This is a genomic window from Cronobacter sp. HA18006 (assembly GCF_011605445.1).
GTDB classification, from domain to species: domain Bacteria; phylum Pseudomonadota; class Gammaproteobacteria; order Enterobacterales; family Enterobacteriaceae; genus Cronobacter; species Cronobacter sakazakii.
The window spans coordinates 365,108-387,784 of record NZ_JAANQB010000020.1 but is presented as its reverse complement, the minus strand read 5'-3'; the positions used below and the strand labels follow the sequence as shown (position 1 = coordinate 387,784).

Below are 22,677 nucleotides of genomic sequence, written 5' to 3'. Positions count from 1 at the left end.
GCTTTTTTTATTTCCCACCGCTGATAGTGACCGTCAGCTTCATCAGTGAATAGTTGAAGAGATCCGGCGGCATGGTATCCGGGTTATAGAGATCGCCTGCGAAGCAGTAAACCTCCATCACACCGCCCCGTTTACCGAGCTCCAGCGCCTGCTGGAAGATATACGGCAGGTTTTCGTCATAGGTGACCGGCACATTGGCGTTATTGTTGATCACGCGGCCTTCATACGTTGCCTCTTTAAACGTGACGTTAACGGTCTCGCCCGGCGCGATGGCTTTTTTGCCAGCCTTCGCCTGCACAAAGAACAGCGATTTATTACGCTTGAGCAGTTTTTTCTTCGCGGTGGCTTTTTCAAGCTGATCAATACCCGCCTGATACTTTTTCTCTTCGCGACTCGAAAGCTCTTTCAGCATCGACTCATGCAGCGACAGCAGCGTTTTTGGCTCGACCGCGACTTTTTGCGCCAGGCCGTCTTTAATGCCTGCCAGCAGGATGGGGAGATTGGTTTTAATGCCAAGATCAGCCATCTGATCCATGCTCTTTTGCACCAGCCTTGAGAACATCACGCCGTTCGCATAGGACTGCTTATTGGCTTTATCCTTAAGCGCCGCGGCGCTGACTTCCGCTTCAGATTTCGTCGCCGCCACTGTTTGCGCCTGCGTTGCCGCGTCGGCTTTCAGTTTTTCCGCCTGCGCCAGCAGCTCTGCTTTTTCTTTCTCGGCCTGCGCTTTTTGCGCCGTGTTTTCCGCACTCAGGCTGGCCAGTTTAGCGTTAAGTTCTTCATTCGCGTGTTTAAGGGCTTCCAGCTCAGCCTGTGTTTTTTGCTGGCTGGTAGCGGAGGCGGTAGTTAGCGCTTTGGCCGACTGCGCCTCTTCTTTCAGCGCGAGCAGCGCTTTATCCGACTGCTGTAAACGGTTCTCTTTGTCTGCCAGCGACTGCTTCAGCGTAGCGATATCTGCCTGGGCGGTAGCAAGGTGCTGAGTGAGCGCTTCTTTCGCCGCAGCAATCTGCGCGGCCTGCTGTTGCTGGCTCTGCAGCGCCTGCGCTTTTTCGCTCTGGCTGCCTTTCAGGGTGGCAAGCTCAGTGGCAAGGGCCGCGACTTTTTCCTGCGAGGTGGCGGCAAGTGTTGTCGAGGCGTTGAGTTTTTCCGTAAGAGCGGCTATCTGCGCCTTAAGCGCGGCTTCTGCCGCCTGATTTTTCTCAAGCAACGCGGTCTGCTCCGCCTGCGCTTTTTGCAGTTTCGCTTTCTCTTCTTTGCTAAGCGAGCTGTTCTTCATCAGCAGGCTGTTCTGCTCGGTGAGCGAGGCTTTCTCTTCCTCAAGCTGCGCGAGCTGTTTGTTCAGTGCACCGATGCTCTTCTCATTTTGCGCCGTCAGCGCCGTTTTCTCGCGCTCCAGTTGTGCAAGCTGTTTTTCCAGCGCGCTCTGGCTCTTCTCGTGCTCGCTGCCTGTCTTCTGGAGCGCGGCGAGTTCGGCGGTGCGTTTATCGAGCTCCGCCTGCAGCGCCTGCGCTTTTTTATTTGCGGCATCGATGCCCTGCGCACTTTGCGCCGTCAGCGCCGTTTTCTCTTTTTCCAGCTGCGCCATCTGTTTTTGCAAATCGCTCTGGCTCTTCTCGCGCTCACTGCCTGCCTTCTGGAGCGCGGCGAGTTCGGCGCTGCGTTTATCAAGCTCTGCCTGCAGCGCCTGCGCTTTGTTATTCGCTTCTTCAGAGAGTTGAGCGTTTTGCGCCGTCAGCGCCGCTTTCTCTTTCTCCAGTTGCGCCAGCTGTTTTTGCAACGCGGTCTGGCTCTGCGCGCGTTTATCGCCCGCATTTTTCAGCGCCACCAGTTCATCAGCGCGCTTATTAAGTTCATTGCGCAGTGCCTGCATATCGTGGTTAAAACGCGCGGTGTCTTTCGTATTACGCTCTGCGATGGCGACTTTTTCTGTTTCAAGACGCGCAATCTGTTTTTGCAGTGCGCTTTCGCTCGCCGCCTGGCTGTTGCTTGATTTTTTGAGTTGCGCCAGTTCTTCGGTTTTGCTGGCAAGCGACGCCTGAAGCTCCGCGGTTTTCTGCTCCAGCGCTTCAATGCGCGCGGCCTGTTGCGTGCTGGTAGCACCTTGTTCGCGCTGCGCGTTTTGTAGGCTGCGGGAGAGGCGGTCGTTCTCTTTCGCAAGCGCGCTGTTGTCTTTCAACAGTTGCGTATTTTGCGCCTGAAGATCGCCGGGGGCGCTGAGGCTTTTCTTCTCTTGTTCCGCAGCTTTAAGCTGTTTTTTCAGGCGAGCGATCTCCTGCTGGAGATCGTTAATTTGCGCCCGGGAAGCGGATGGCGTTTGTTGACGATGGGTGGGGGCAGGGAAGTCTATCTGCTTCACTTCGATTTGCTGTATTGACGACAGAAAATCATTTCCCTGAACGGCAGCGCTATTTTGCGCAGCCCAGGACGACTGTCCGCTCAGTGCGAGCGCCAGTAAAACAGCGATCGCGCTTTTATGGCTTTTGATGCTTCCCTTCATCCCATCACCTCTCATTTAGCAAGCCCTGCGCCTTTTTTCAGTTCGGCCAGAAGAGACTGCGAAATTGTATTGCAGGCGTCATTGACGCGGAATTGATACAGCGGAGTGATGGTTTCCACCATAATATTGGACAGATCGTTACTGATAGAGGCGTAATATTGTGTCGCTTTAATGCTGTGGTACAGCGTGTCGATCTGCTCACGATATTTTTCATGGTTAATATCTGAAAGGTGTTTAGTCTCCGCGAGGCAGCGTTCAAGACGCAGTTTGGTATCACTGCTGACGGGGGCTAACTGATTCATGGATTCAACCGGCGTCGGGGCAGGCTGTGCGGGGACGACAGGCGTCTGCGACACATTGCTTTTTACCGGGGCGCTTTCTTTTAGGGGCGGTGGTACAGGCGCTTAAAGACATCATCATCGCAGCGATATAAAGGATTTTTTTGTCCAACATATTATCTCTTATGTGTCTGATTACAGAATGCCAGCAATCCCTGCGCAATCTGGCCGGGATGATCCGAAATATGTCCAGTAATAGACTGGCTAACCACAAACAGCGCGCTGCATTAGGCCAGCATACCGGGAGAAAGAAAGGTGATTTTATACAGAGTTTATCAAGATAGATTTTAATAAATTCTTAAAAGTGATTCTTCGCTATTTCAAAAGTATGAAAATTAATAATTACGATGGAGTTGTATTGTTTTATTTTATCAATAAATTATATGCATAGATTTCAGGAATGTTTTTATTTTATATTTTTGGAATAAACAGGGCGTGACATAAATTTAAAAGCATGATGCATATAAAAAGCGGCGAAGGTTCGCCGCTTTGATCTTCACCTTTCCATCTTAACCCACGAGTTCCTGAATGGCTGCGCGCCAGGGCGTGATATCGCCAATCGAGGCCGCCACCCATTCCGGGTTGTGATAAGTTTCCAGATACCGCTCGCCGCTGTCACACAGCAGCGTAACGATAGCGCCGCTGCGGCCTTCTTCACGCATCCGCGCGGCCAGCTGCAGCGCGCCCCACATGTTGGTGCCGGTGGAAGCACCCACTTTGCGGCCCAGCAGTTCGCTAAGCCATTGCATCGCCGCCACGCTCGCGGCATCCGGCACCTGCAACATTTCATCGATAACATCAGGAATAAAAGAGGGCTCAACGCGCGGACGGCCAATGCCTTCGATGCGGCTGCCTACATTGCTTTTCAGCTCGCTGTCGCGCTGCTGCCAGTAATCGTAAAACACCGAGTTCTCAGGGTCGACCACCATCAGGCGCGTGGCGTGCCCCTGATAACGCAGATAGCGGCCAATGGTGGCCGATGTACCGCCGGTACCGGCGCTCATCACGATGTAATCAGGAACCGGGTGCGGCTCGCCTGCCATCTGCCGGAAAATACTGTCGGCGATATTGTTGTTGCCGCGCCAGTCGGTCGCGCGCTCGGCGTAGGTAAACTGATCCATATAACGGCCACGCAGCTCGCGGGCGAGCACCTCGGAGGCCTCGTAAATTTCACAGGCGCTCTGCACGAAGTGGCAGCGGCCGCCGTAAAACTCAATCTGTTCCACTTTGCGCCGTGCGGTACAGGCGGGCATCACGGCGATAAACGGCAGGCCCAGCATGCGGGCAAACCAGGCTTCCGAAACCGCGGTTGAGCCGGAAGAGGCCTCGATAATAGGCGTGCCTTCGCGGATCCAGCCGTTGCTCAGGCCGTATAAAAACAGCGAGCGCGCCAGGCGGTGTTTCAGGCTGCCGGTAGGGTGCGTGCTTTCATCTTTCAGATAGAACCAGATGCCCGGAAAGGCGGGCAGGGTAAAGCGGATCAAATGGGTATCCGCGGATCGCCGGGCGTCGGCGTGGATCTCATTAATGGCGTGGTGAACCCAGGTGCTGGACATGATACGTTCCGGTTTATCAATTTGTGCCCAGCGTAAAGCATCTTTCAGGAAAATAAGTTGCCATTTAGCCTGCCTGTTGCTGATATGAGAGGAAAATTTTCTACAGGAATCGGGAATGTTAGATAAAATTGATTGCAGACTGCTGGCGCTGCTTCAGGAGGACGCGACGCTCTCTTTGCAGGCGCTCGCCGATGCCGTTAATCTGACGACGACGCCCTGCTGGAAGCGGCTCCGGCGGCTTGAAGATGACGGCTATATTATTAAGCGCGTCGCGCTGCTCGACCCGGAAAAACTCGGCCTCGGCCTCACCGCTTTTATGCTGATCAAAACGCAGCATCACAGCAGCGACTGGTACAGTCAGTTTGTCGCGGTGGTGGAGGAGATGCCGGAAGTGCTCGGTTTCTGGCGCATGGCGGGCGAATACGACTACCTTATGCGGGTACAGGTGGCCGATATGAAAAGCTATGATGACTTTTATAAACGTCTGGTCAACCGGGTGCCGGGGCTGTCAGATGTCACCTCGAGCTTCGCCATGGAGCAGATAAAATACACCACGGCCCTGCCGCTTAAGCGCTGAACCGTCTGGCTTGCCACGACGCCCGCGCTTTATCATCAGACCAATCAGGAATTTCGCGTGCGATTATTTGCTCAGTTAAGCTGGTATTTTAGCCGGGAGTGGCGTCGCTACCTCGGCGCGGTTGCCCTGCTTATTGTTATCGCCATTCTGCAACTGGTGCCGCCAAAAGTGGTGGGCTACGTTGTCGATGGCGTCACTCAACACCACTACACCACGCGCCAGGTGCTGCTGTGGGTGGGCCTGCTGGTGGTGATTGCGATAGTGGTTTATCTGCTGCGCTACGTCTGGCGTGTGCTGCTTTTTGGCGCGTCCTATCAGCTTGCCGTTGAACTGCGGCGCGATTTTTACCGCCAGCTCAGCCGCCAGCATCCGGAGTTTTATCTGCGTCACCGCACCGGTGATTTGATGGCGCGCGCCACTAACGATGTTGACCGCGTGGTCTTCGCCGCTGGCGAGGGCGTGCTCACGCTGGTCGATTCGCTGGTGATGGGCTGCGCGGTGCTGGTCATCATGTGTACGCAGATCAGCTGGCAGCTCACGCTGCTGGCGCTGTTGCCGATGCCGGTGATGGCGATTGTCATCAAGCGCTACGGCGATCAGCTACATCACCGCTTCAAAGCCGCGCAGGCGGCGTTTTCGTCGCTGAATGACAGAACGCAGGAGAGCCTGACCAGCATCCGCATGATTAAAGCGTTCGGCCTGGAAGACAGACAGTCGGCGCTGTTTTCTGAAGACGCGCGCGATACCGGCGTGAAAAACCTGCGTGTGGCGCGCGTGGACGCCCGTTTCGACCCGACGATTTATATCGCGATTGGCATGGCGAACCTGCTGGCTATCGGCGGCGGCAGCTGGATGGTGATGAATGGCACGCTGACGCTCGGCCAGCTCACCAGCTTTACGATGTATCTGGGCCTGATGATCTGGCCAATGCTGGCGCTGGCGTGGATGTTTAACATTGTCGAGCGCGGTAGTGCGGCGTACAGCCGCATTCGCGCGCTGCTGGCGGAGGCGCCGGTAGTGAAAGATGGCCAGGCATCGCTGCCCGCCGGGCGCGGTGTGCTGAACGTGGCTATCCGCGAATTCCGCTATCCGCATGCCGCCCGCGATACGCTGCGTAACGTGCAGTTCACGCTGAAACCCGGCCAGATGCTGGGGCTGTGCGGCCCGACCGGCGCCGGGAAAACCAGCGTGCTGTCGCTTATCCAGCGCCATTTCGATCTCGACGCAGGGGAGATTACGTTCCATGACGTCTCGCTTGACCGCGTGCATCTGGATGACTGGCGTGGACGGCTTGCGGTCGTCAACCAGACGCCGTTCTTATTCTCCGATACGGTCGCCAGCAATATCGCGCTTGGCAAGCCGGACGCCACGCAGGAAGAGATAGAACAGGCGGCGAAACTCGCCTGCGTGCATGACGATATTCTGCGTCTGCCGCAGGGGTATGACACCCAGGTCGGCGAGCGCGGCGTGATGCTCTCCGGCGGGCAGAAGCAGCGCATCTCTATTGCCCGCGCGCTGCTGCTGGAGGCCGAAATTCTGGTGCTGGATGACGCGCTCTCCGCCGTTGACGGGCGTACTGAACACCAGATTCTGCATAACCTGCGCCAGTGGGGCGAAAACCGTACTGTCATCATCAGCGCGCACCGGCTCTCGGCGCTGACCGAAGCCAGCGAAATTCTGGTGCTGCAACACGGCCAGGTGGCGCAGCGCGGGCGTCATGAGGCGCTTGCGGCACAGCCCGGCTGGTACCGGGATATGTATCGCTATCAGCAGCTCGAAGCGGCGCTGGACGACGCGCCGGAAGAGCACGATGAGGAGGCGCTGAATGCGTAATACCGTAAAAAGCTGGCCGACGCTGAAACGTCTGCTGGCGTATGGCTCGCCGTGGCGTAAACCGCTCGGCGGCGCGGTGCTGATGCTGTGGGTGGCTGCCGCCGCGGAAGTGACCGGCCCCGCGCTCATCAGCTATTTCATCGACAACCTGGTCGCGAAAAACCAGCTGCCGCTGGGGCTGGTGGCCGGGCTGGCGTTCGCCTACGTGCTGCTGCAAATTCTCGCCGCCGGGCTGCATTACTGGCAGGCGCTGCTGTTTAACCAGGCGGCGGTGGGCGTGGTGCAACAGTTGCGTACTGATGTAATGGATGCCGCGCTGCGCCAGCCGCTCAGCGCGTTCGACACGCAGCCGGTGGGGCAGCTGATTTCGCGCGTCACTAACGATACCGAGGTGATCCGCGATCTCTATGTCACGGTCGTGGCGACGGTGTTGCGCAGCGCCGCGCTTATCGGCGCGATGCTGGTGGCGATGTTCAGCCTCGACTGGCGCATGGCGCTGGTGGCCATCACTATCTTCCCGGCGGTGCTTATCGTCATGATGATTTATCAGCGCTACAGCACGCCGATTGTGCGCCGGGTGCGAACTTATCTGGCGGACATCAACGACGGCTTTAATGAAGTCATCAGCGGGATGAATGTCATCCAGCAGTTCCGCCAGCAGACGCGTTTTGGCGAGCGCATGAACGCCGCCAGCCATTCGCACTATCTGGCGCGAATGCAGACGCTGCGCCTGGACGGCTTTCTGCTGCGCCCGTTGCTGAGCCTCTTTTCCGCGCTGGTGCTGTGCGGCCTGCTGATGCTGTTCGGCTTTACCGCCATCGGGACGATTCAGGTGGGGGTTCTCTACGCGTTTATCAGCTATCTGGGCCGTCTTAACGAGCCGTTGATTGAGCTCACCACCCAGCAGTCGATTTTGCAGCAGGCGCTGGTGGCGGGCGAACGTGTGTTCGAGCTGATGGACAGGCCGCGCCAGGATTACGGCCACGACGAGCGCCCGCTGACGAGCGGCGCGATTGAGGTGGATAACGTCTCTTTCGCCTATCGCGACGATCAGCTGGTGCTGAAAGATATTTCGCTCTCGGTGCCGTCCCGTCACTTCGTGGCGCTGGTCGGTCATACCGGCAGCGGCAAAAGCACGCTCGCGAGCCTGCTGATGGGGTATTACCCGCTCAGCAGCGGCGAAATCCGCCTTGATGGCCGTCCGCTGGCTTCGCTCAGCCACGGCGTGCTGCGTAAAGGCGTGGCGATGGTGCAGCAGGATCCTGTCGTGCTGGCCGATTCATTCTTCGCGAACGTCACGCTCGGGCGTGATATCGACGAAGCGCGCGTCTGGGAAGTGCTGGAAACGGTACAACTGGCCGAGCTGGCGCGCGGCATGATCGAGGGCATTCATACCCGCCTTGGCGAGCAGGGCAATAATCTCTCCGTCGGGCAGAAACAGTTGCTGGCGCTGGCGCGCGTGCTGGTGGACGCGCCGCAAATCCTTATCCTTGATGAGGCGACGGCGAATATTGATTCCGGCACCGAGCAGGCGATTCAGCACGCGCTGGCCGCTATCCGGCCGCACACGACGCTGGTGGTTATCGCGCATCGTCTCTCAACGATCGTGGAAGCCGACACCATTCTGGTGTTGCATCGCGGGCAGGCGGTAGAGCGGGGCAGCCATCAGGCGCTGCTTGAGGCGCGCGGACGCTACTGGCAGATGTATCAGCTCCAGCTTGCGGGTGAAGAGCTACAGGCCGCCGCCAAAGAGGAGCCGCTCAGCGCCTGATGCACCAAAATCAGGCGTTCTGCTAACACGCATCGTTAGTGGTGCAAAAATGTAACGCACCGTGCACTCGCATGGTGCGTTTTTGTTTTCTGCTTTGCGATCCCTTCGTTTCATCCCGCTTCCTTGCCTCTGTTTATGCCATCGCCGTGCGCTTTTCTATTTCTGGCACGCCGCTTGCTTTATCAGATCATCTTCGCTGCCGCATTACCCATTTCTGACTGGAGGGGATCTATGAAGCTGGTTACCGTGGTAATCAAACCGTTCAAACTGGAAGACGTGCGTGAAGCACTCTCCACCATTGGCATTCAGGGGCTTACCGTCACCGAGGTGAAAGGGTTCGGGCGCCAGAAAGGCCATGCCGAGCTTTACCGCGGCGCCGAATACAGCGTGAACTTCCTGCCGAAAGTAAAAATCGACGTGGCAATCGCCGACGATCAGCTGGATGAAGTGATTGAGGTGGTCAGCAAGGCCGCGTGGACCGGAAAAATTGGCGACGGCAAAATTTTTGTCGCCGAACTGCAACGCGTGATTCGTATTCGTACCGGCGAAGCCGACGAAGCGGCTCTCTGATTTCTGGCCAACCGTTACAGGAATGCACAAGATGAAACACACAGCTTTCAAATCGGGTTTCGGCCTGCTTGCTCTTCTGCCGGGTATCGCCCTGGCGGCGCCCGCGGTGGCGGACAAAGCCGATAACGCTTTTATGATGATCTGCACCGCGCTGGTGCTGTTTATGACCATCCCGGGGCTTGCGCTGTTTTACGGCGGTCTTATCCGCGCGAAAAACGTGCTCTCAATGCTGACGCAGGTGTCTGTCGCGTTCGCGCTGGTCTGCGTTCTCTGGGTGGTCTATGGCTACTCGCTGGCGTTCGGCAGCGGCGGCAGCTTCTTTGGCAACGTCGACTGGCTGCTGCTGAAGGGCATTAAAATTACCGACCTGATGGGCACCTTCTATCAGTACATTCACGTCGCGTTCCAGGGCTCTTTCGCCTGTATCACCGTGGGGCTTATCGTCGGCGCGCTGGCGGAACGCATCCGCTTCTCGGCCGTGCTTATCTTCGTGGCGGTGTGGCTCACCTTCTCCTATGTGCCGATTGCGCATATGGTATGGGGCGGCGGCCTGCTGGCCTCTGACGGCGCGCTGGATTTCGCGGGCGGTACCGTGGTGCACATTAACGCGGCGGTAGCGGGTCTGGTGGGCGCGTATCTGGTTGGCAAGCGCGTTGGCTTCGGCAAAGAAGCGTTTAAACCGCATAACCTGCCGATGGTCTTTACCGGCACTGCAATCCTTTATTTCGGCTGGTTCGGCTTTAACGCCGGCTCCGCCAGCGCCGCCAACGAAATCGCGGGTCTGGCGTTTGTGAACACGGTTGTTGCAACGGCGGCGGCTATCCTTGCCTGGGTCTTTGGCGAATGGGCGCTGCGCGGTAAGCCGTCGCTGCTGGGCGCGTGTTCCGGCGCCATTGCCGGTCTGGTGGGCGTAACGCCTGCGTGCGGTTACATCGGCGTGGGCGGTTCGCTTATCGTGGGTATCGCGGCAGGTCTGGCGGGCTTGTGGGGCGTCACGCTGCTTAAACGCTGGCTGCGCGTTGACGACCCGTGCGACGTATTCGGCGTGCATGGCGTCTGTGGGATTGTGGGTTGCATCCTGACCGGTATTTTTGCCTCAACATCGCTTGGCGGCGTGGGTTACGCCGCGGGCGTGACGATGGGGCATCAGGTGCTGGTGCAGCTTGAGAGCATCGCCATCACCGTTGTCTGGTCTGCGGTGGTCGCGTTTATCGCCTATAAAGCGGCAGATCTGACCGTCGGCCTGCGTGTCTCCGAAGAGCAGGAGCGCGAAGGGCTGGACGTCAACAGCCACGGCGAGAACGCCTACAACGCCTGATAGCGGCGTTATCTCCGGAGCAAAAAACCTCCCGCATGCGGGAGGTTTTTTTATGGGGGCGAGTGGCAAGGTGGGTGCGCTGCGCTTACCCACCCTACAAAGACGCTCACAATTACCGTAGTAAACCGTAGGGCGGGTAAGCGCAGCGCACCCGCCATGAAAGGGGCTATGAATGTAAAGGTGGGTGCGCTGACGCTTACCCACCCTACAAAAGACGCTCACGTATACTGTATTAACCGTAGGGCGGGTAAGCCACGCGCACCCGCCGGGTCGCAAAAAAATTACCCGCGTTTTCTCATCACGCCTTCCTGCACTGTCGAGGCGACCAGCACGCCGTCCTGCGTATAAAACTCACCGCGCACAAAACCGCGGGCGCTGGAGGCGGACGTACTCTCCACGCTGTAAAGCAGCCACTGGTTCATATCAAACGGGCGGTGGAACCACATCGAATGATCGATGGTCGCCACCTGCATCCCCGGCTCCAGGAAGCCAACGCCGTGCGGTTGCAGCGCCACCACCAGAAAATTGAAATCCGATGCATAACCGAGCAGCGACTGATGCACGCGCACCTCGTCCGGCATCTGCCCGTTGGCGCGCATCCACACCTGACGCTCCGGCTTCGCCGTGTGGCCTTTTAACGGGTTGTGAAACTCTACCGGACGGATCTCCAGCGGCTTATCGCACAGGAATTTGTCCTTCACCTGCGGCGGCAAAAGGTGCGCCAGCGAGCGGGCAATCTCCGTTTCCGATTTTAGCCCGTCAGGCGCGGGCGCAGGCGGCATGGGTTTCTGATGCTCGAAGCCGCTTTCCGGCGCCTGGAACGACGCGGTCATATAAAAAATCGGTTTACCGTTCTGGATAGCCGCCACGCGCCGCGCGCTAAAACTATTGCCGTCGCGCAGCACTTCCACGTCATAAACGATGGGTTTCTGGCTGTCACCGGGGCGCAGAAAATAGCTGTGGAATGAATGCACCAGACGCTCTTCCGGCACCGTTGCTTTGGCGGCGTACAGCGCCTGCCCGACGACCTGGCCGCCGAACACCTGCCGTAAGCCGAGGTCTTCGCTTTGGCCGCGAAAGAGCCCTTCTTCAATTTTTTCCAGATTTAATAACGCGAGTAAGTTGCTCAGCGCCTGACTCATAAAGGGTCCTCTACATACCGGGAAATGCACAGCCGTGCGAATGAATATATCCCGATTATAACGCAGAACGGCAACTGGTCAGAGGGGTTAAATAATCTTAATAGCGCCCCGTTTCCAGGCGAAAATTAGTGATATGTGCCACACTTAGCACGACAAACATGTTGTAACAGCTCACGCTGGTGAGTGCCTGGCGCTTACTGGTGGAATGAAAATAAGGAGAACGCCATGAAACTCGTGCACATGTTAAGTGGTTTAGCCGTTGCCGTTGCTCTGGCCGGTTGCGCGCAGGATAAAAGTGCTGATATTGCTGTTCCAGCCCCGAACCCGAATACTTCCGGCGTCGCGACCAAGCCGGTGATTAAACAGCCGAACGTTTCCGGTACCGTCTGGATCCGCCAGAAAGTGGCTCTGCCGCCGGATGCCGTGCTGACCGTGACCCTTTCTGACGCCACCCAGGCGAACGCGCCGTCGAAAGTACTGGCGCAGAAAGTGGTGCGTACCGAAGGTAAACAGGCGCCGTTCAGCTTCGTACTGCCGTTTAACCCGTCCGACATTCAGCCGAACGCCCGCGTTCTGCTGAGTGCGGCGATTACGGTTAAAGATAAGCTGGTGTTTATCACCGACCGCGTCCAGCCTGCGGTGAACGAAGGTGGCACCAAAATCGACCTGACGCTGGTGCCGGTGCAGCAGACCGCGGTGCCAGTACAGTCTGGTGGCGGTGCGGTGACAAGCGTGCCGTCAACCTCGCCGACGCAGGTCACGCCGTCCTCCGCCGTTCCGGCGCCGACGACGTACTAAACCCGCACAAGCGCCTCTTCGGAGGCGCTTTTCAGTAGCGCCACCCGTAGCGCGCCAGATCGATCTCTCCTTTCCCTGAGACCTGCACCCCCTCCGCGAGCAACGCCTGCCTCTGGCGCTGTAAATCCGGCCCGGTCAGCGAAATTTCCCCGTGACGATTCACCACCCGATGCCACGGCAGCGTGCTGCCTTCCGGCAGACGCTTTAGCACGCCGCCTACCTGACGCGCCGCCCGCGGCGAGCCCGCCAGCCGCGCCACCTCGCCATAGGTCGTGACGCAGCCTTCCGGGATGGCGGCGACAATCTGATAAACGCGCTGTGGAAAGGTGTCGTGGTGGTTCATAGAGGCTCCTTGATTTCAGGCGTTAAGCATAAGAAAGCGCGGGCGAAGGGCGCAACTGTGGAGTGTTTTTTATCAGTTATTTAAATATTAATCCTTTACATATCAGTGAATTATATGTTTTCAGGGAAAAGGAAATACGCTTGCGCTCACGGTACGATTCCGGCGAGCGCCGCAGAATAGGCGGAATTTTGCAAAGGACTGATTTATGAGCGGATATTTACACTGGGGTAAGTCACGAAAGGGCGAAAACCATCGGGGCGATGAATACCACCTGCTGCAATGGCATTCACTCGACGTAGCCGCGTGTGGTTACGTGATGGTGATGGAAAACCACTTTAACGCCGCGTCTCTCTTTGCGACGCTCGGGATAGACGATCGCGAAACGGCGGCCACGTTTTTCGCCTGGCTGCTCTGCTGGCATGACATCGGCAAATTTGCGCGTCTGTTTCAGCAACAATACCGCTGCGACGCGCTGGCGTGCGGCCAGCGCGATGTTAACGACAGCCGCCATCACCATACCGTCACCGGCACGTGGCTGTGGCAAAACCATCTTGGTGATTGCGTGGCGCAGGGCATGACAGGCCCGCTGTCGGCGCGTGAGCGTAAACGCGTGCTGGACCGCTGGATGCCTGCGGTGCTCGGCCATCACGGCAAGCCCGTCTCCTGTGAAAACTGCCATAACGATTTCCTGCCGGAAGATATCGCTGCCGCCAGAGCGTTTGCGGGCGCGGTGAATGCACTCTTCCCGGCGGTTGCGCTGCCGGCGCAGTGGAAAGACGATAGCTGGCGGGAGGCGTTCCCGGAGAAAAGCTGGCTGGTCTCCGCGCTCACGGTGCTGGCGGACTGGACAGGCTCCGCGAATCTGCACTTCCCCTGGGTGGCGCAGGCGATGCCGTTTGAAGATTACTGGGCGCGCGCCGTTGCACAGGCGCAACGGGCGCTGCGCCTGTTGCCGCCAGCAAGCGATGTCGCGCCCTTTAACGGCATCGAAACGCTTTTTCCTTTTATCACCAGGCCGACGCCGCTTCAGCAAAACGCGCTGGAGATGGATATTCACGAGAAAGGCCCGCATCTCATCATTCTTGAAGATGTCACCGGGGCCGGAAAAACCGAGGCGGCGCTGGTGCTGGCGCATCGCCTGATGGCGGCGGGGCAGGCGCGCGGGCTCTATATCGGCCTGCCGACGATGGCGACGGCGAATGCCATGTATGCGCGGATGTCGCAGGCCTGGCTGCGGCTCTATCGTGAAGGCAGTCATCCGAGCCTCGTGCTGGCGCACAGCGCGCGCAAACTCTCTGCGGGATTTAACGCCTCCATCTGGGCGCGTGAATTACTGCCGAACGACTCCGGCGATGAGGCCGCCGCGTATGAAGGCTGTGCCGCCTGGTTTGCGCAGTCGCCTAAAAAGGCGCTGCTCGCTGAAACCGGTGTCGGCACGCTCGACCAGGCGATGATGGCGGTGATGGCGTTTAAGCACCAGAATCTGCGCCTGCTGGGCCTGAACGATAAAGTGCTCATCGCCGATGAAATCCACTCTTACGATGCGTACATGTCTCATGTGGTGGAAAAGCTTGTCGAGACGCGTGCCCGCTACGGCAACGCCACGATTTTGCTTTCCGCCACGCTTTCGCAGGCGCAGCGCGACCGCCTAATCGCCGCTTTTTATAAAGGGCTTAATACCACGTGTGAATCGCCGCGCCTCGGGCCTGACGACTACCCGTGGATAACGCATCTCCACGCGCAGGGCATTGACGGGCAGCGCGTCTCCACGCGTGCGCAGGTGCAGCGGCGCGTCGGCATCGGCTGGATGGAGGATGACGCTGCGTGCTTTGATAAGATCGAGACGGTAGCGCGCGAGGGCGGCTGTATCGGCTGGATACGAAATTCCGTCGACGATGCGGTGAACAGCTACCGGGAATTAATTCGCCGGAGGAATATCCCGGAAGAGAATATTATTTTATTTCATAGCCGTTTCGCGTTTATCGACCGTAATGATAAGGAACAAAAAACGCTGGAATGGTTCGGAAAACAAAATACGATTAATCGAAGCGGTAAGATAATTATATCTACTCAAGTAATAGAACAATCTATCGATATCGATCTGGATTATTTAATTAGCGACCTCGCGCCGGTCGATTTATTAATTCAGCGCGCCGGACGTTTGCAGCGGCATAGTCGTGATAAACAGGGGCAGCTTAAATTAACCGGCGCAGATGAACGCCCCGCGCCACGTCTGGATATTCTGGCTCCGCGCTGGGAGGCGCAGCCGGATGAGAAATGGCTGACCTCCGCCATGCGTAATACCAGTTACGTTTATCCGGCGCATTCGCGGCTCTGGCTGACCCAGCGGATATTGCGCGAGCAGGGCGAAATACGGATGCCCGAAGCAGCGCGCCTGTTAATTGAAGCCGTGTATGGTGAAGAAATCGACGTGCCGGAAGGCATGAAGCGCTCAGAAGACGCCGCGCTGGCCGACTATTACAGCCAGCGCGCCATTGCGAGCAAGTATGAAATTTCCCTCGACGTTGGTTACAGCGTTGAGAGCGCGGAGCTATGGGGGCCGGACGTCTCGACCCGTATTGGCGAACTCACGATCGATCTCTGGCTGGCCAGGGACACTCCGCAGGGCATAACGCCCTACGCGCAGGGCGATAACGCCTGGGAGATGAGCGCGCTGCGCGTGCGCAAAAGCTGGTGGGACAAGCACCGCGACGAGTTCACGCTGCTTTGCGGCGAGGCGCTCTCTCAGTGGTGCAGCGAGCAGCGTAAACCAGAGGCGGTAGTGATTCTGCTGCCGGGCGGTTATTCAGCCAAAGAGGGGCTTATCGGCGAGGCGTAGCTTAGTCAACCCCAGGGCACTTGCCCTGGGATTTTATCCCCGCGACAGCGGGGAACGGTTAAACACCAGGAGAAAAAATACACCGGTTTATCCCGGTTAATATCGACGGGAACGAAATAAGGGTAATAGATAAGAAATAAAATAAAAGGTGTAATTTTTCTTTTGATGTTTTTTTAGTGCTATGTCACTTTTTATTTGAATCTTCAGGCGTATTTTTCAATGAGTTCGATCGAGGTGATTGAATTATTTTTGATATGAATTAATTGTTTTTATTAATTGCTACTATCCATTATTTAAACCTTTAAAGGACGCATGCCTGCGGGATATCTGTCAGGCAAGGGAGGGATATGTTTTGAGTTCATTAATCACCACAAAATGGCTCCCCGTTATTTACCGCGACGGCACCCGTGGGAAAATCGCGCCGCTGGATCTGGCCGATGAAAACATTCTGGACCTGATTTTGCCGCGTCCGGATTTTCAGGGCGCGGCCTGGCAGTTTCTGCTCGGGCTGCTGCAAACGTCGCTCGCCCCGAAAGACGCCGAAAGCTGGGAGGATATCTGGGAAGACGGCTTAACGGCGGAGGCTATCCGCAACGCCCTGACGCCGCTGGAGAAACTGTTTGAATTTGGCCCGGATACGCCCTCGTTTATGCAGGATTTCGAGCCGCTCAACGGTGAAAGCGTCGCGCTGGCGCTGCTGCTGCCGGAAACGCCGGGGGCTCAAACACTAAAGCTCAATAAAGATCATTTTATTAAGCGCGGCACTACCGAAAAACTCTGCCCGCACTGCGCCGCGCTGGCGCTCTTTTCGCTGCAGCTAAATGCGCCATCAGGTGGGAAGGGTTACCGCACCGGGCTGCGCGGCGGTGGGCCAATGACCACGCTGCTGGAACTGCACCGCTATCAGGGCGAGCACCCGGCGCTGTGGCGCAGGCTGTGGCTTAACGTATTGCCGCAGCGCGAGGGGCGTCTCCCGCGCCCGGCCAGCTACGACGCCCGCGTCTTCCCGTGGCTCGCGCCGACCCGCACCAGTGAAAAAGCGAGCGATATCATTACGCCGGAGCAGGCCGATGCGCTGCAGGCGTACTGGGGCATGCCTCGGCGCATTCGCGTGGATTTCTCCACTACACAGCCGGGCACCTGCGATCTCTGCGGCGAGCCGGGCGACGCGCTGCTGACGTCCATGACCGTCAAAAACTACGGCGTCAACTATGTGGGCTGGATGCACCCTTTAACGCCGCACCGCATCCCTAAAAAAGAAGGCGGGGAGATGTTCTCCGTGAAAGGGCAGCCGGGCGGCCTGCTGTGGCGCGACTGGCTGGGGCTGATGATGGAAAGCGAAAGCGACAACAACCAGGAGCAGCCTGCCCGTATCGTCAAAATCCGCCAGCAAAAACCGCTGCCCGGCGCGGAAACCGGGCTCTGGTGCTTTGGCTACGACTTCGACAACATGAAGGCCCGCTGCTGGTATGAGCATCATCTGCCCTTCCTGCAACTTCTCGAATCGCAACAGCCGTTTATCCGCCAGACCCTGAGCGACGCGGCGCGAGTCGCCACCCTGATGCTCAGCAAATTACGCAGCGCGCTGAAAGAAGCGTGGTTCGGCGAAGGCGCGACCGTGCGCGGTGATTTCAGCTTTATCGACGTTGATTTCTGGCAGCAGACGCAATCGCGGTTTCTGGAGCTGGTCGAGGCGGTTAAAGCCGATACCTCCGGCGACAACCGCGCGCTGCTCAGCGCCTGGAATAGCGATATCTGGCGGTATACGCGTCGCTATTTTGACGACCACGCCCTGACCAACCCGCAGGAGCGCACGGAATTCGCAGACATCATGAAAGCCCGCAAAAAGTTTTTCACGCAGACGAAAACGAAGCCTGCAGCGAAAGGCGCGCGGGCGAAAAAACCGCAGGAGGCAAACTAAGTGAGCATCTTATCGCAGGCGCACCGTGAGTCTTTACTCAAATGGCATGCGCTACTTAATGAACAGCAGGGACGGCGGTTACGCGCCAGCCTGCGCCGCAGCCATACGCTGAACGAGGTGCGGCTCAGCGAGGGGTTTAACTCACTCGCGACGCGCGTGCCAACGCTCTGGAACGTGGAGGGGCGCGAATGGCGCTTCTATGCGCTCGGCATTGTCGCGGCGCTGGTCGCCCATATCAAAACGGTAGATACGCGCGCCTCTTTTGCCGAACAGCTCGGCCACAAAGAGGGCAACCATGCGGTGATGTCTGAATTGCGCTTCCGGCGGCTCAGCCAGGCGCGCACCCAGGAGGAGCTGTTCCGCCAGCTACGCCGCGCGGTGCAGTTACTCGGCGGCGTGGCCAATTTGCCAGATTTGGCGGAGGGCGTTTTCCGCTGGTGCAAAGAAGAAGACGAACGCGAGCGCCGCGCGGCGCGCAGGCGTGCCCCGACCGATTATATCCGCGTGCGCTGGGCGCTGGACTATTACATGGCGGGTAACCCTTCCGACGCCCCGGACGCAGAAAACACCAATTTACCGGTCGACACGGCCACCACTCAGGAATAAGGAACATTCACATGACAACGTTTATTCAGCTTCATCTGTTAACCGCTTACCCGGCCGCTAACCTGAACCGCGACGACACCGGCGCGCCGAAAACCGTCACCATCGGCGGAGCGTCGCGCCTGCGTGTCTCCTCGCAAAGCCTCAAGCGCGCCTGGCGCACCTCGGAGCTCTTTGAGGCGGCGCTCGGCGGGCATATCGGCACCCGCACCGCGCGCATCGGCCGCGAGGCGGCGGAGATCATGCTGGCGGGCGGCGTCGCGCAGGCCAAAGCCATTGAGTGGGGCGGCGCGATCGCAGCCTGTTTCGGCAAAGTGAAAAGCGAAAAAGATAAAAACAGGCTGGAAAAAGATCCGCTGATCAACACCGAAACCGAGCAGCTCGCCCATGTCAGCCCGAAGGAAAGAGAAAGTGTGCATGCGCTGGCACACACGCTCGCGCAGGAGAAACGCGCACCGACAAAAGAAGAACTGAATTTCCTGCGCAAAGACGCGATGGCGGTGGATATCGCCTTGTTTGGCCGCATGCTCGCGTCCACGCCGGAGCATAATATTGAAGCCGCCTGTCAGGTCGCCCACGCGTTCGGCGTTGGCGAAACCCTGATGGAAGATGATTTCTTCACGGCGGTGGACGATCTGCGCCAGGCCGCGGCGGAAGACGCCGGCGCCGGACATATTGGCGAGCTGGGTTTCGGCTCGGCGCTTTTTTACACCTATCTGTGCATCGACCGCGATCGCCTGCTGGAAAACCTCAACGGCGACGAACAGCTTATGGCGCAAACGCTGCGGGCGCTGGGCGAATGTACGCTGAAAATCTCCCCCACCGGCAAACAGAATAGTTTCGCCTCCCGCGCGTACGCCAGCTGGGCGCTCGCCGAGAAAAGCACAGAGCAGCCGCGCTCGCTGGCCGCCGCGTTCTGGGAGCCAGTGACCGGCCACGATCAGCTTGACGAGGCGGTGCGCCGCATCACCACGCTTCGCGACAATATGAATAACGTCTATGGCGGCGAGGCGACGCCGTGCGCAGTGCTGTATGGCGATAAAGGGGAAGGTTCCGTCGCGCAACTGCTGGATTTTATCAGCGCATAAGGAGCGACGATGAACCGCTATCTTATTTTTCAGCTTCAGGGGCCGATGGCCTCCTGGGGAGAAATTGCCGTCGGCGAGGTGCGCCATACGCGCGCGCTGCCGGGGCGCTCGGCGCTGCTCGGGCTGCTTGCCGCGGCACTCGGCATCCGGCGTGACGACGATGCGGCGTTAAACGCGCTGAATCCGCATTATCAGTTTATCGTCTGCGCCGGGAAATCAAGCGCCTGGGCGCGTGACTACCACACGGTGCAGGTGCCGCGTGAAGCCCGCAAAGTGCGCTATTTCACCCGTAAAGATGAACTGCGCGACGCGCAAATGCTCGAAACGACGCTTTCGCGCCGCGATTACTACGCCGATGGCTACTGGCTCGTCGCCGTCGCGGCGACGTCTGGCGCGCCTTACACGCTTGAAGCCTTACAGACGGCGCTGCGCGCGCCGGTTTTTCCGTTATACCTCGGCCGTAAAAGCCATCCGCTCGGGCTGCCGCTCTGGCCGCATCTGTGCGAAGGCGAGGCCGCCTCGCTGCTGAGTGAAGCACAGGCGCGCTACGGCGCGGCATTAAGCGAGCTTAACCCGGCGCTGAGCGCGCTCGCGCAGTTTCATCCGCACCTCTGGTGGGAGGGCGAGCACGACGGCCTCACGGCGGATGAAATTCAGATCTGGCGTGACCAGCCGCTCAGCCGCCGGCGCTGGGATTTCGACATCCGGACGGTGCAGCAAGGACGACTGACGCAGGAGGCGACATGTATCTCTCAAAAATAACGCTCCCCACCGCCAGGCTCACGCCGGAGCGGCTGATGGAGATGATGGCGCGCGGCGAATATGTCATGCACCAGTGGTTGTGGGAGCTGTTTCCGGGCGTGGCGCAGCGGCAGTACCTCTATCGGCGCGAGACGCTGCAAAATGGTTTCTGCTTTTATCTGCTTTCAGCAAGCGCGCCCGAGTGCACGCACCCGCTGTTTGAGATTCAGACGCGCCCGTTCGCGCCAGCGCCTGATGAAGGCACCACGCTGCGTTTTTCGCTGCGGGCTAATCCGGTCGTCACCCGCAATGGTAAACGGCACGATGTGCTGATGAACGCGAAACGCGAATGGCAGCTTAATCAGAAGCAGGGCGCGCTCTGGACGATGCAGGAGCAGGCGGCGCTGGCGTGGCTCGACGCGCAGGGCGAGAAAGGCGGCTTTCGTCTCTCGCAGGCGTGCGTGGCGGCATACCGTCAGCAGCAGGTCGTGAAGAAACGCGGCGAGTTGATTCAGTTCAGCACGGTCGATTATGAAGGCGCGCTTATCGTGACCGATCCGGCGCGGTTTATCGCCCGGCTTCACGAAGGCTTTGGCAAATGTCGCGCTTTCGGCTGCGGACTGATGCTTATCAAGCCGGGCGACGGGGTATGAGCTTTGTTCCTCTCAACCCGATTCCGCTTAACGATCGCACCTCGATGATTTTCCTCCAGTACGGTCATCTCGACGTACTGGATGGCGCGTTCGTGCTGGTGGATAAAACTGGCGTGCGCACGCATGTGCCGGTGGGGGCTATCGCCTGCATTATGCTGGAGCCGGGCACGCGGGTGTCTCATGCCGCGATCAGGCTGGCGTCGCAGGTCGGTACGCTGCTGGTATGGGTGGGCGAAGCAGGCGTGCGCCTGTATGCTTCCGGTCAGCCGGGCGGCGCGCGGGCTGACAAGCTGCTGTACCAGGCGAAGCTCGCGCTCGACGAGACGCTGCGCCTGAAAGTGGTGCGCAAAATGTATGAGCTGCGTTTTGGCGAGCCGCCGCCAGCGCGCCGGTCGGTCGAACAGCTGCGCGGGATCGAAGGCGCGCGCGTGCGCCAGACCTACGCGCTGCTGGCGAAACGCTACGGCGTGAAGTGGAACGGGCGCAGATACGATCCGAAAGACTGGGAAAAGGGCGATGTAGTGAACCAGTGCATCAGCGCGGCGACCTCCTGTTTATACGGCATCAGCGAGGCGGCGATACTGGCGGCGGGTTACGCGCCCGCCATCGGTTTTATCCACAGCGGCAAGCCGCTTTCGTTTGTTTACGACATCGCGGACATCATTAAATTTGACGCCGTGGTGCCGAAAGCATTCGAGATAGCGGCCCGTCACCCGGAACAGCCGGATCGCGATGTGCGTCTGGCGTGCCGGGATATTTTTCGTAGCGAAAAGCTGACCGGCAAGCTTATCCCGCTGATTGAAACCGTGCTGGCCGCCGGTGAAATCGAACCACCGCAGCCCGCGGCGGACATGCTGCCGCCCGCGATACCGCAAGCCGATTCGCTGGCGGAAGCCGGTTTCAGGAGCCGCTGATGAGCATGCTGGTCGTCGTGACGGAAAGCGTCCCGCCCCGGCTTCGCGGACGGCTCGCCATCTGGCTGCTGGAGCTGCGCGCCGGGGTTTACGTGGGTGACGTATCGCGTCGGGTGCGTGAAATGATCTGGCATCAGATAACCGAGTTAGCGGAGGAGGGCAGTGTGGTGATGGCCTGGGCCACCAATAATGAATCCGGTTTCGATTTTCAGACGTTCGGCGTTAACCGTCGTATCCCGGTGGATTTAGACGGCCTGCGCCTTGTCTCGTTTTTACCGCTTGAAAATCAGTAGGTTATTCGCTCTTTAACAATGCGAGATTGTGAACCAAACGTTGGTAGGATGTTGTTGCACGAAAAAGTGTAATAGATACAAGTATATAGTTTTAGAGTGTTCCCCGCGCGAGCGGGGATAAACCGCGAGAGGTAGTAAGCAGCTTCTGTAAGCTCATGTGTTCCCCGCGCGAGCGGGGATAAACCGCCCGCACCAGTTCTTACAACCGAGGGACGCCTGTGTTCCCCGCGCGAGCGGGGATAAACCGGAAACAGCCAATCAATGATGCCTACATCCGGTGTGTTCCCCGCGCGAGCGGGGATAAACCGCCCCCTCTGGTTTTGAGGAAGAAAATGATGGCGTGTTCCCCGCGCGAGCGGGGATAAACCGACCTTCGACACCGGGTTTCAGACTGACCAGCCGAGTTCCCCGCGTGAGCGGGGATAAACCGATATCGTCCGCGTTATCGCCGTTTTCTTCGCAGAGTTCCCCGCGTGAGCGGGGATAAACCGATATTGACCGCCACGTATGACGCCGAGGCAGACGAGTTCCCCGCGTGAGCGGGGATAAACCGCTCGTCATACAGGGCATTTGCAAGACGGGTATGAGTTCCCCGCGTGAGCGGGGATAAACCGTGAAGTTATCATGCCAACGCCATCTTGACGATGAGTTCCCCGCGTGAGCGGGGATAAACCGCATCTTGTTAAAGTCGTCGTGATCGGGCCAGCGAGTTCCCCGCGTGAGCGGGGATAAACCGAGATCCTGAATGAGACCGAGCAGAACACCATCGAGTTCCCCGCGTGAGCGGGGATAAACCGATTTCATTGGTAACTGAGTTGACTGACGAGGAGAGTTCCCCGCGTGAGCGGGGATAAACCGGATTACCGCCATCTCGTCACGCAA

18 protein-coding genes, 1 pseudogene and 1 CRISPR repeat array (1 of these 20 running past the window's edge) are annotated in these 22,677 nt (G+C 58.4%); of the genes and pseudogenes, 14 read left to right on the top strand and 5 right to left on the bottom strand.

Annotation, left to right across the window (positions count from 1 at the left end; genetic code table 11):
* Nucleotides 1–7: 7 nt before the first annotated feature.
* The 3 genes and pseudogenes from G9X48_RS21480 to G9X48_RS10905 form a co-directional block, all read right to left on the bottom strand.
* Nucleotides 8–2,497, bottom strand: coding sequence for a hypothetical protein (locus tag G9X48_RS21480; protein WP_237728406.1), 2,490 nt, complete (start codon nucleotides 2,495–2,497; stop codon nucleotides 8–10).
* An 11-nt stretch (nucleotides 2,498–2,508) separates the two neighbouring features.
* Nucleotides 2,509–2,950 (bottom strand): annotated as a pseudogene (locus G9X48_RS10910) (hypothetical protein).
* 394 nt (nucleotides 2,951–3,344) lie between these two features.
* Complete coding sequence (locus G9X48_RS10905; RefSeq protein WP_097640862.1) at nucleotides 3,345–4,391, bottom strand: PLP-dependent cysteine synthase family protein; 1,047 nt, start codon at nucleotides 4,389–4,391, stop codon at nucleotides 3,345–3,347.
* Nucleotides 4,392–4,506: 115 nt separating this feature from the next.
* On the opposite strand from G9X48_RS10905, the gene G9X48_RS10900 reads away from it, so the two are divergent.
* The 5 genes from G9X48_RS10900 (at nucleotide 4,507) to amtB (ending at nucleotide 10,460) form a co-directional block, all read left to right on the top strand.
* Complete coding sequence (locus G9X48_RS10900) at nucleotides 4,507–4,968, top strand: Lrp/AsnC family transcriptional regulator (RefSeq protein WP_004387554.1); 462 nt, start codon at nucleotides 4,507–4,509, stop codon at nucleotides 4,966–4,968.
* 57 nt (nucleotides 4,969–5,025) lie between these two features.
* Nucleotides 5,026–6,801 (top strand): SmdA family multidrug ABC transporter permease/ATP-binding protein, encoded by a 1,776-nt coding sequence (locus G9X48_RS10895; RefSeq protein ID WP_097640861.1) that lies wholly within the window; start codon nucleotides 5,026–5,028, stop codon nucleotides 6,799–6,801.
* Nucleotides 6,794–8,572, top strand: coding sequence for a SmdB family multidrug efflux ABC transporter permease/ATP-binding protein (locus tag G9X48_RS10890; protein ID WP_097640860.1), 1,779 nt, complete (start codon nucleotides 6,794–6,796; stop codon nucleotides 8,570–8,572). The genes G9X48_RS10895 and G9X48_RS10890 overlap by 8 nt, the downstream gene beginning before the upstream one ends.
* 231 nt (nucleotides 8,573–8,803) lie before the next feature.
* A complete protein-coding gene (glnK, locus tag G9X48_RS10885) occupies nucleotides 8,804–9,142 on the top strand; it encodes a P-II family nitrogen regulator (protein WP_004387552.1) in 339 nt (112 codons plus the stop codon).
* Nucleotides 9,143–9,173: 31 nt separating this feature from the next.
* Nucleotides 9,174–10,460 (top strand): ammonium transporter AmtB, encoded by a 1,287-nt coding sequence (amtB, locus tag G9X48_RS10880; RefSeq protein ID WP_004387551.1) that lies wholly within the window; start codon nucleotides 9,174–9,176, stop codon nucleotides 10,458–10,460.
* Between the two features lie 281 nt (nucleotides 10,461–10,741).
* Here amtB and tesB read toward each other — a convergent pair whose 3' ends face one another.
* On the bottom strand, nucleotides 10,742–11,602 hold the full coding sequence (tesB, locus tag G9X48_RS10875) for an acyl-CoA thioesterase II (RefSeq protein WP_004386082.1): 861 nt from the start codon (nucleotides 11,600–11,602) through the stop codon (nucleotides 10,742–10,744).
* Nucleotides 11,603–11,827: 225 nt separating this feature from the next.
* Here tesB and G9X48_RS10870 point away from each other — a divergent pair, with 225 nt between their 5' ends.
* Nucleotides 11,828–12,400: a YbaY family lipoprotein gene (locus tag G9X48_RS10870; RefSeq protein WP_004386081.1), complete on the top strand. Its 573-nt coding sequence runs from the start codon at nucleotides 11,828–11,830 to the stop codon at nucleotides 12,398–12,400.
* A 31-nt stretch (nucleotides 12,401–12,431) separates the two neighbouring features.
* On the opposite strand, the gene G9X48_RS10865 is transcribed toward G9X48_RS10870, so the two are convergent.
* Entirely contained in the window at nucleotides 12,432–12,743 is a 312-nt protein-coding gene (locus G9X48_RS10865; RefSeq protein ID WP_012125473.1) for an MGMT family protein, read from the bottom strand.
* A 205-nt stretch (nucleotides 12,744–12,948) separates the two neighbouring features.
* Between G9X48_RS10865 and G9X48_RS10860 the strand changes: the two genes are divergently transcribed.
* The 8 genes from G9X48_RS10860 (at nucleotide 12,949) to cas2e (ending at nucleotide 21,795) form a co-directional block, all read left to right on the top strand.
* A complete protein-coding gene (locus G9X48_RS10860; RefSeq protein ID WP_097640859.1) occupies nucleotides 12,949–15,582 on the top strand; it encodes a CRISPR-associated helicase/endonuclease Cas3 in 2,634 nt (877 codons plus the stop codon).
* 352 nt (nucleotides 15,583–15,934) lie between these two features.
* Complete coding sequence (gene casA, locus G9X48_RS10855; protein ID WP_097640858.1) at nucleotides 15,935–17,503, top strand: type I-E CRISPR-associated protein Cse1/CasA; 1,569 nt, start codon at nucleotides 15,935–15,937, stop codon at nucleotides 17,501–17,503.
* Nucleotides 17,504–18,109, top strand: coding sequence for a type I-E CRISPR-associated protein Cse2/CasB (casB, locus tag G9X48_RS10850; RefSeq protein ID WP_015386949.1), 606 nt, complete (start codon nucleotides 17,504–17,506; stop codon nucleotides 18,107–18,109). It abuts the gene before it with no gap.
* 11 nt (nucleotides 18,110–18,120) lie between these two features.
* Nucleotides 18,121–19,194, top strand: coding sequence for a type I-E CRISPR-associated protein Cas7/Cse4/CasC (gene cas7e, locus G9X48_RS10845; RefSeq protein WP_097640764.1), 1,074 nt, complete (start codon nucleotides 18,121–18,123; stop codon nucleotides 19,192–19,194).
* Between the two features lie 9 nt (nucleotides 19,195–19,203).
* Entirely contained in the window at nucleotides 19,204–19,956 is a 753-nt protein-coding gene (gene cas5e, locus G9X48_RS10840) for a type I-E CRISPR-associated protein Cas5/CasD (protein WP_097640763.1), read from the top strand.
* Entirely contained in the window at nucleotides 19,938–20,588 is a 651-nt protein-coding gene (gene cas6e / locus G9X48_RS10835; RefSeq protein WP_076728938.1) for a type I-E CRISPR-associated protein Cas6/Cse3/CasE, read from the top strand. The genes cas5e and cas6e overlap by 19 nt, the downstream gene beginning before the upstream one ends.
* Nucleotides 20,585–21,502, top strand: a complete 918-nt coding sequence (cas1e, locus tag G9X48_RS10830; RefSeq protein WP_007865291.1) for a type I-E CRISPR-associated endonuclease Cas1e — start codon at nucleotides 20,585–20,587, stop codon at nucleotides 21,500–21,502. The genes cas6e and cas1e overlap by 4 nt, the downstream gene beginning before the upstream one ends.
* Entirely contained in the window at nucleotides 21,502–21,795 is a 294-nt protein-coding gene (gene cas2e, locus G9X48_RS10825) for a type I-E CRISPR-associated endoribonuclease Cas2e (RefSeq protein ID WP_097640762.1), read from the top strand. The genes cas1e and cas2e overlap by 1 nt, the downstream gene beginning before the upstream one ends.
* Nucleotides 21,796–21,891: 96 nt before the next feature.
* A CRISPR array of direct repeats spans nucleotides 21,892–22,677; the repeat unit is 29 nt; unit sequence GAGTTCCCCGCGTGAGCGGGGATAAACCG (it continues 464 nt past the right edge of the window).

Coding starts and splice junctions, on each gene's coding strand:
- G9X48_RS21480 (WP_237728406.1), bottom strand. CDS start 2,497: ATGAAGGGAAGCATCAAAAGCCATAAAAGCGCGATCGCTGTTTTACTG.
- G9X48_RS10905 (WP_097640862.1), bottom strand. CDS start 4,391: ATGTCCAGCACCTGGGTTCACCACGCCATTAATGAGATCCACGCCGAC.
- G9X48_RS10900 (WP_004387554.1), top strand. CDS start 4,507: ATGTTAGATAAAATTGATTGCAGACTGCTGGCGCTGCTTCAGGAGGAC.
- G9X48_RS10890 (WP_097640860.1), top strand. CDS start 6,794: ATGCGTAATACCGTAAAAAGCTGGCCGACGCTGAAACGTCTGCTGGCG.
- glnK (WP_004387552.1), top strand. CDS start 8,804: ATGAAGCTGGTTACCGTGGTAATCAAACCGTTCAAACTGGAAGACGTG.
- amtB (WP_004387551.1), top strand. CDS start 9,174: ATGAAACACACAGCTTTCAAATCGGGTTTCGGCCTGCTTGCTCTTCTG.
- tesB (WP_004386082.1), bottom strand. CDS start 11,602: ATGAGTCAGGCGCTGAGCAACTTACTCGCGTTATTAAATCTGGAAAAA.
- G9X48_RS10870 (WP_004386081.1), top strand. CDS start 11,828: ATGAAACTCGTGCACATGTTAAGTGGTTTAGCCGTTGCCGTTGCTCTG.
- G9X48_RS10865 (WP_012125473.1), bottom strand. CDS start 12,743: ATGAACCACCACGACACCTTTCCACAGCGCGTTTATCAGATTGTCGCC.
- G9X48_RS10860 (WP_097640859.1), top strand. CDS start 12,949: ATGAGCGGATATTTACACTGGGGTAAGTCACGAAAGGGCGAAAACCAT.
- cas7e (WP_097640764.1), top strand. CDS start 18,121: ATGACAACGTTTATTCAGCTTCATCTGTTAACCGCTTACCCGGCCGCT.
- cas5e (WP_097640763.1), top strand. CDS start 19,204: ATGAACCGCTATCTTATTTTTCAGCTTCAGGGGCCGATGGCCTCCTGG.
- cas6e (WP_076728938.1), top strand. CDS start 19,938: ATGTATCTCTCAAAAATAACGCTCCCCACCGCCAGGCTCACGCCGGAG.
- cas1e (WP_007865291.1), top strand. CDS start 20,585: ATGAGCTTTGTTCCTCTCAACCCGATTCCGCTTAACGATCGCACCTCG.
- cas2e (WP_097640762.1), top strand. CDS start 21,502: ATGAGCATGCTGGTCGTCGTGACGGAAAGCGTCCCGCCCCGGCTTCGC.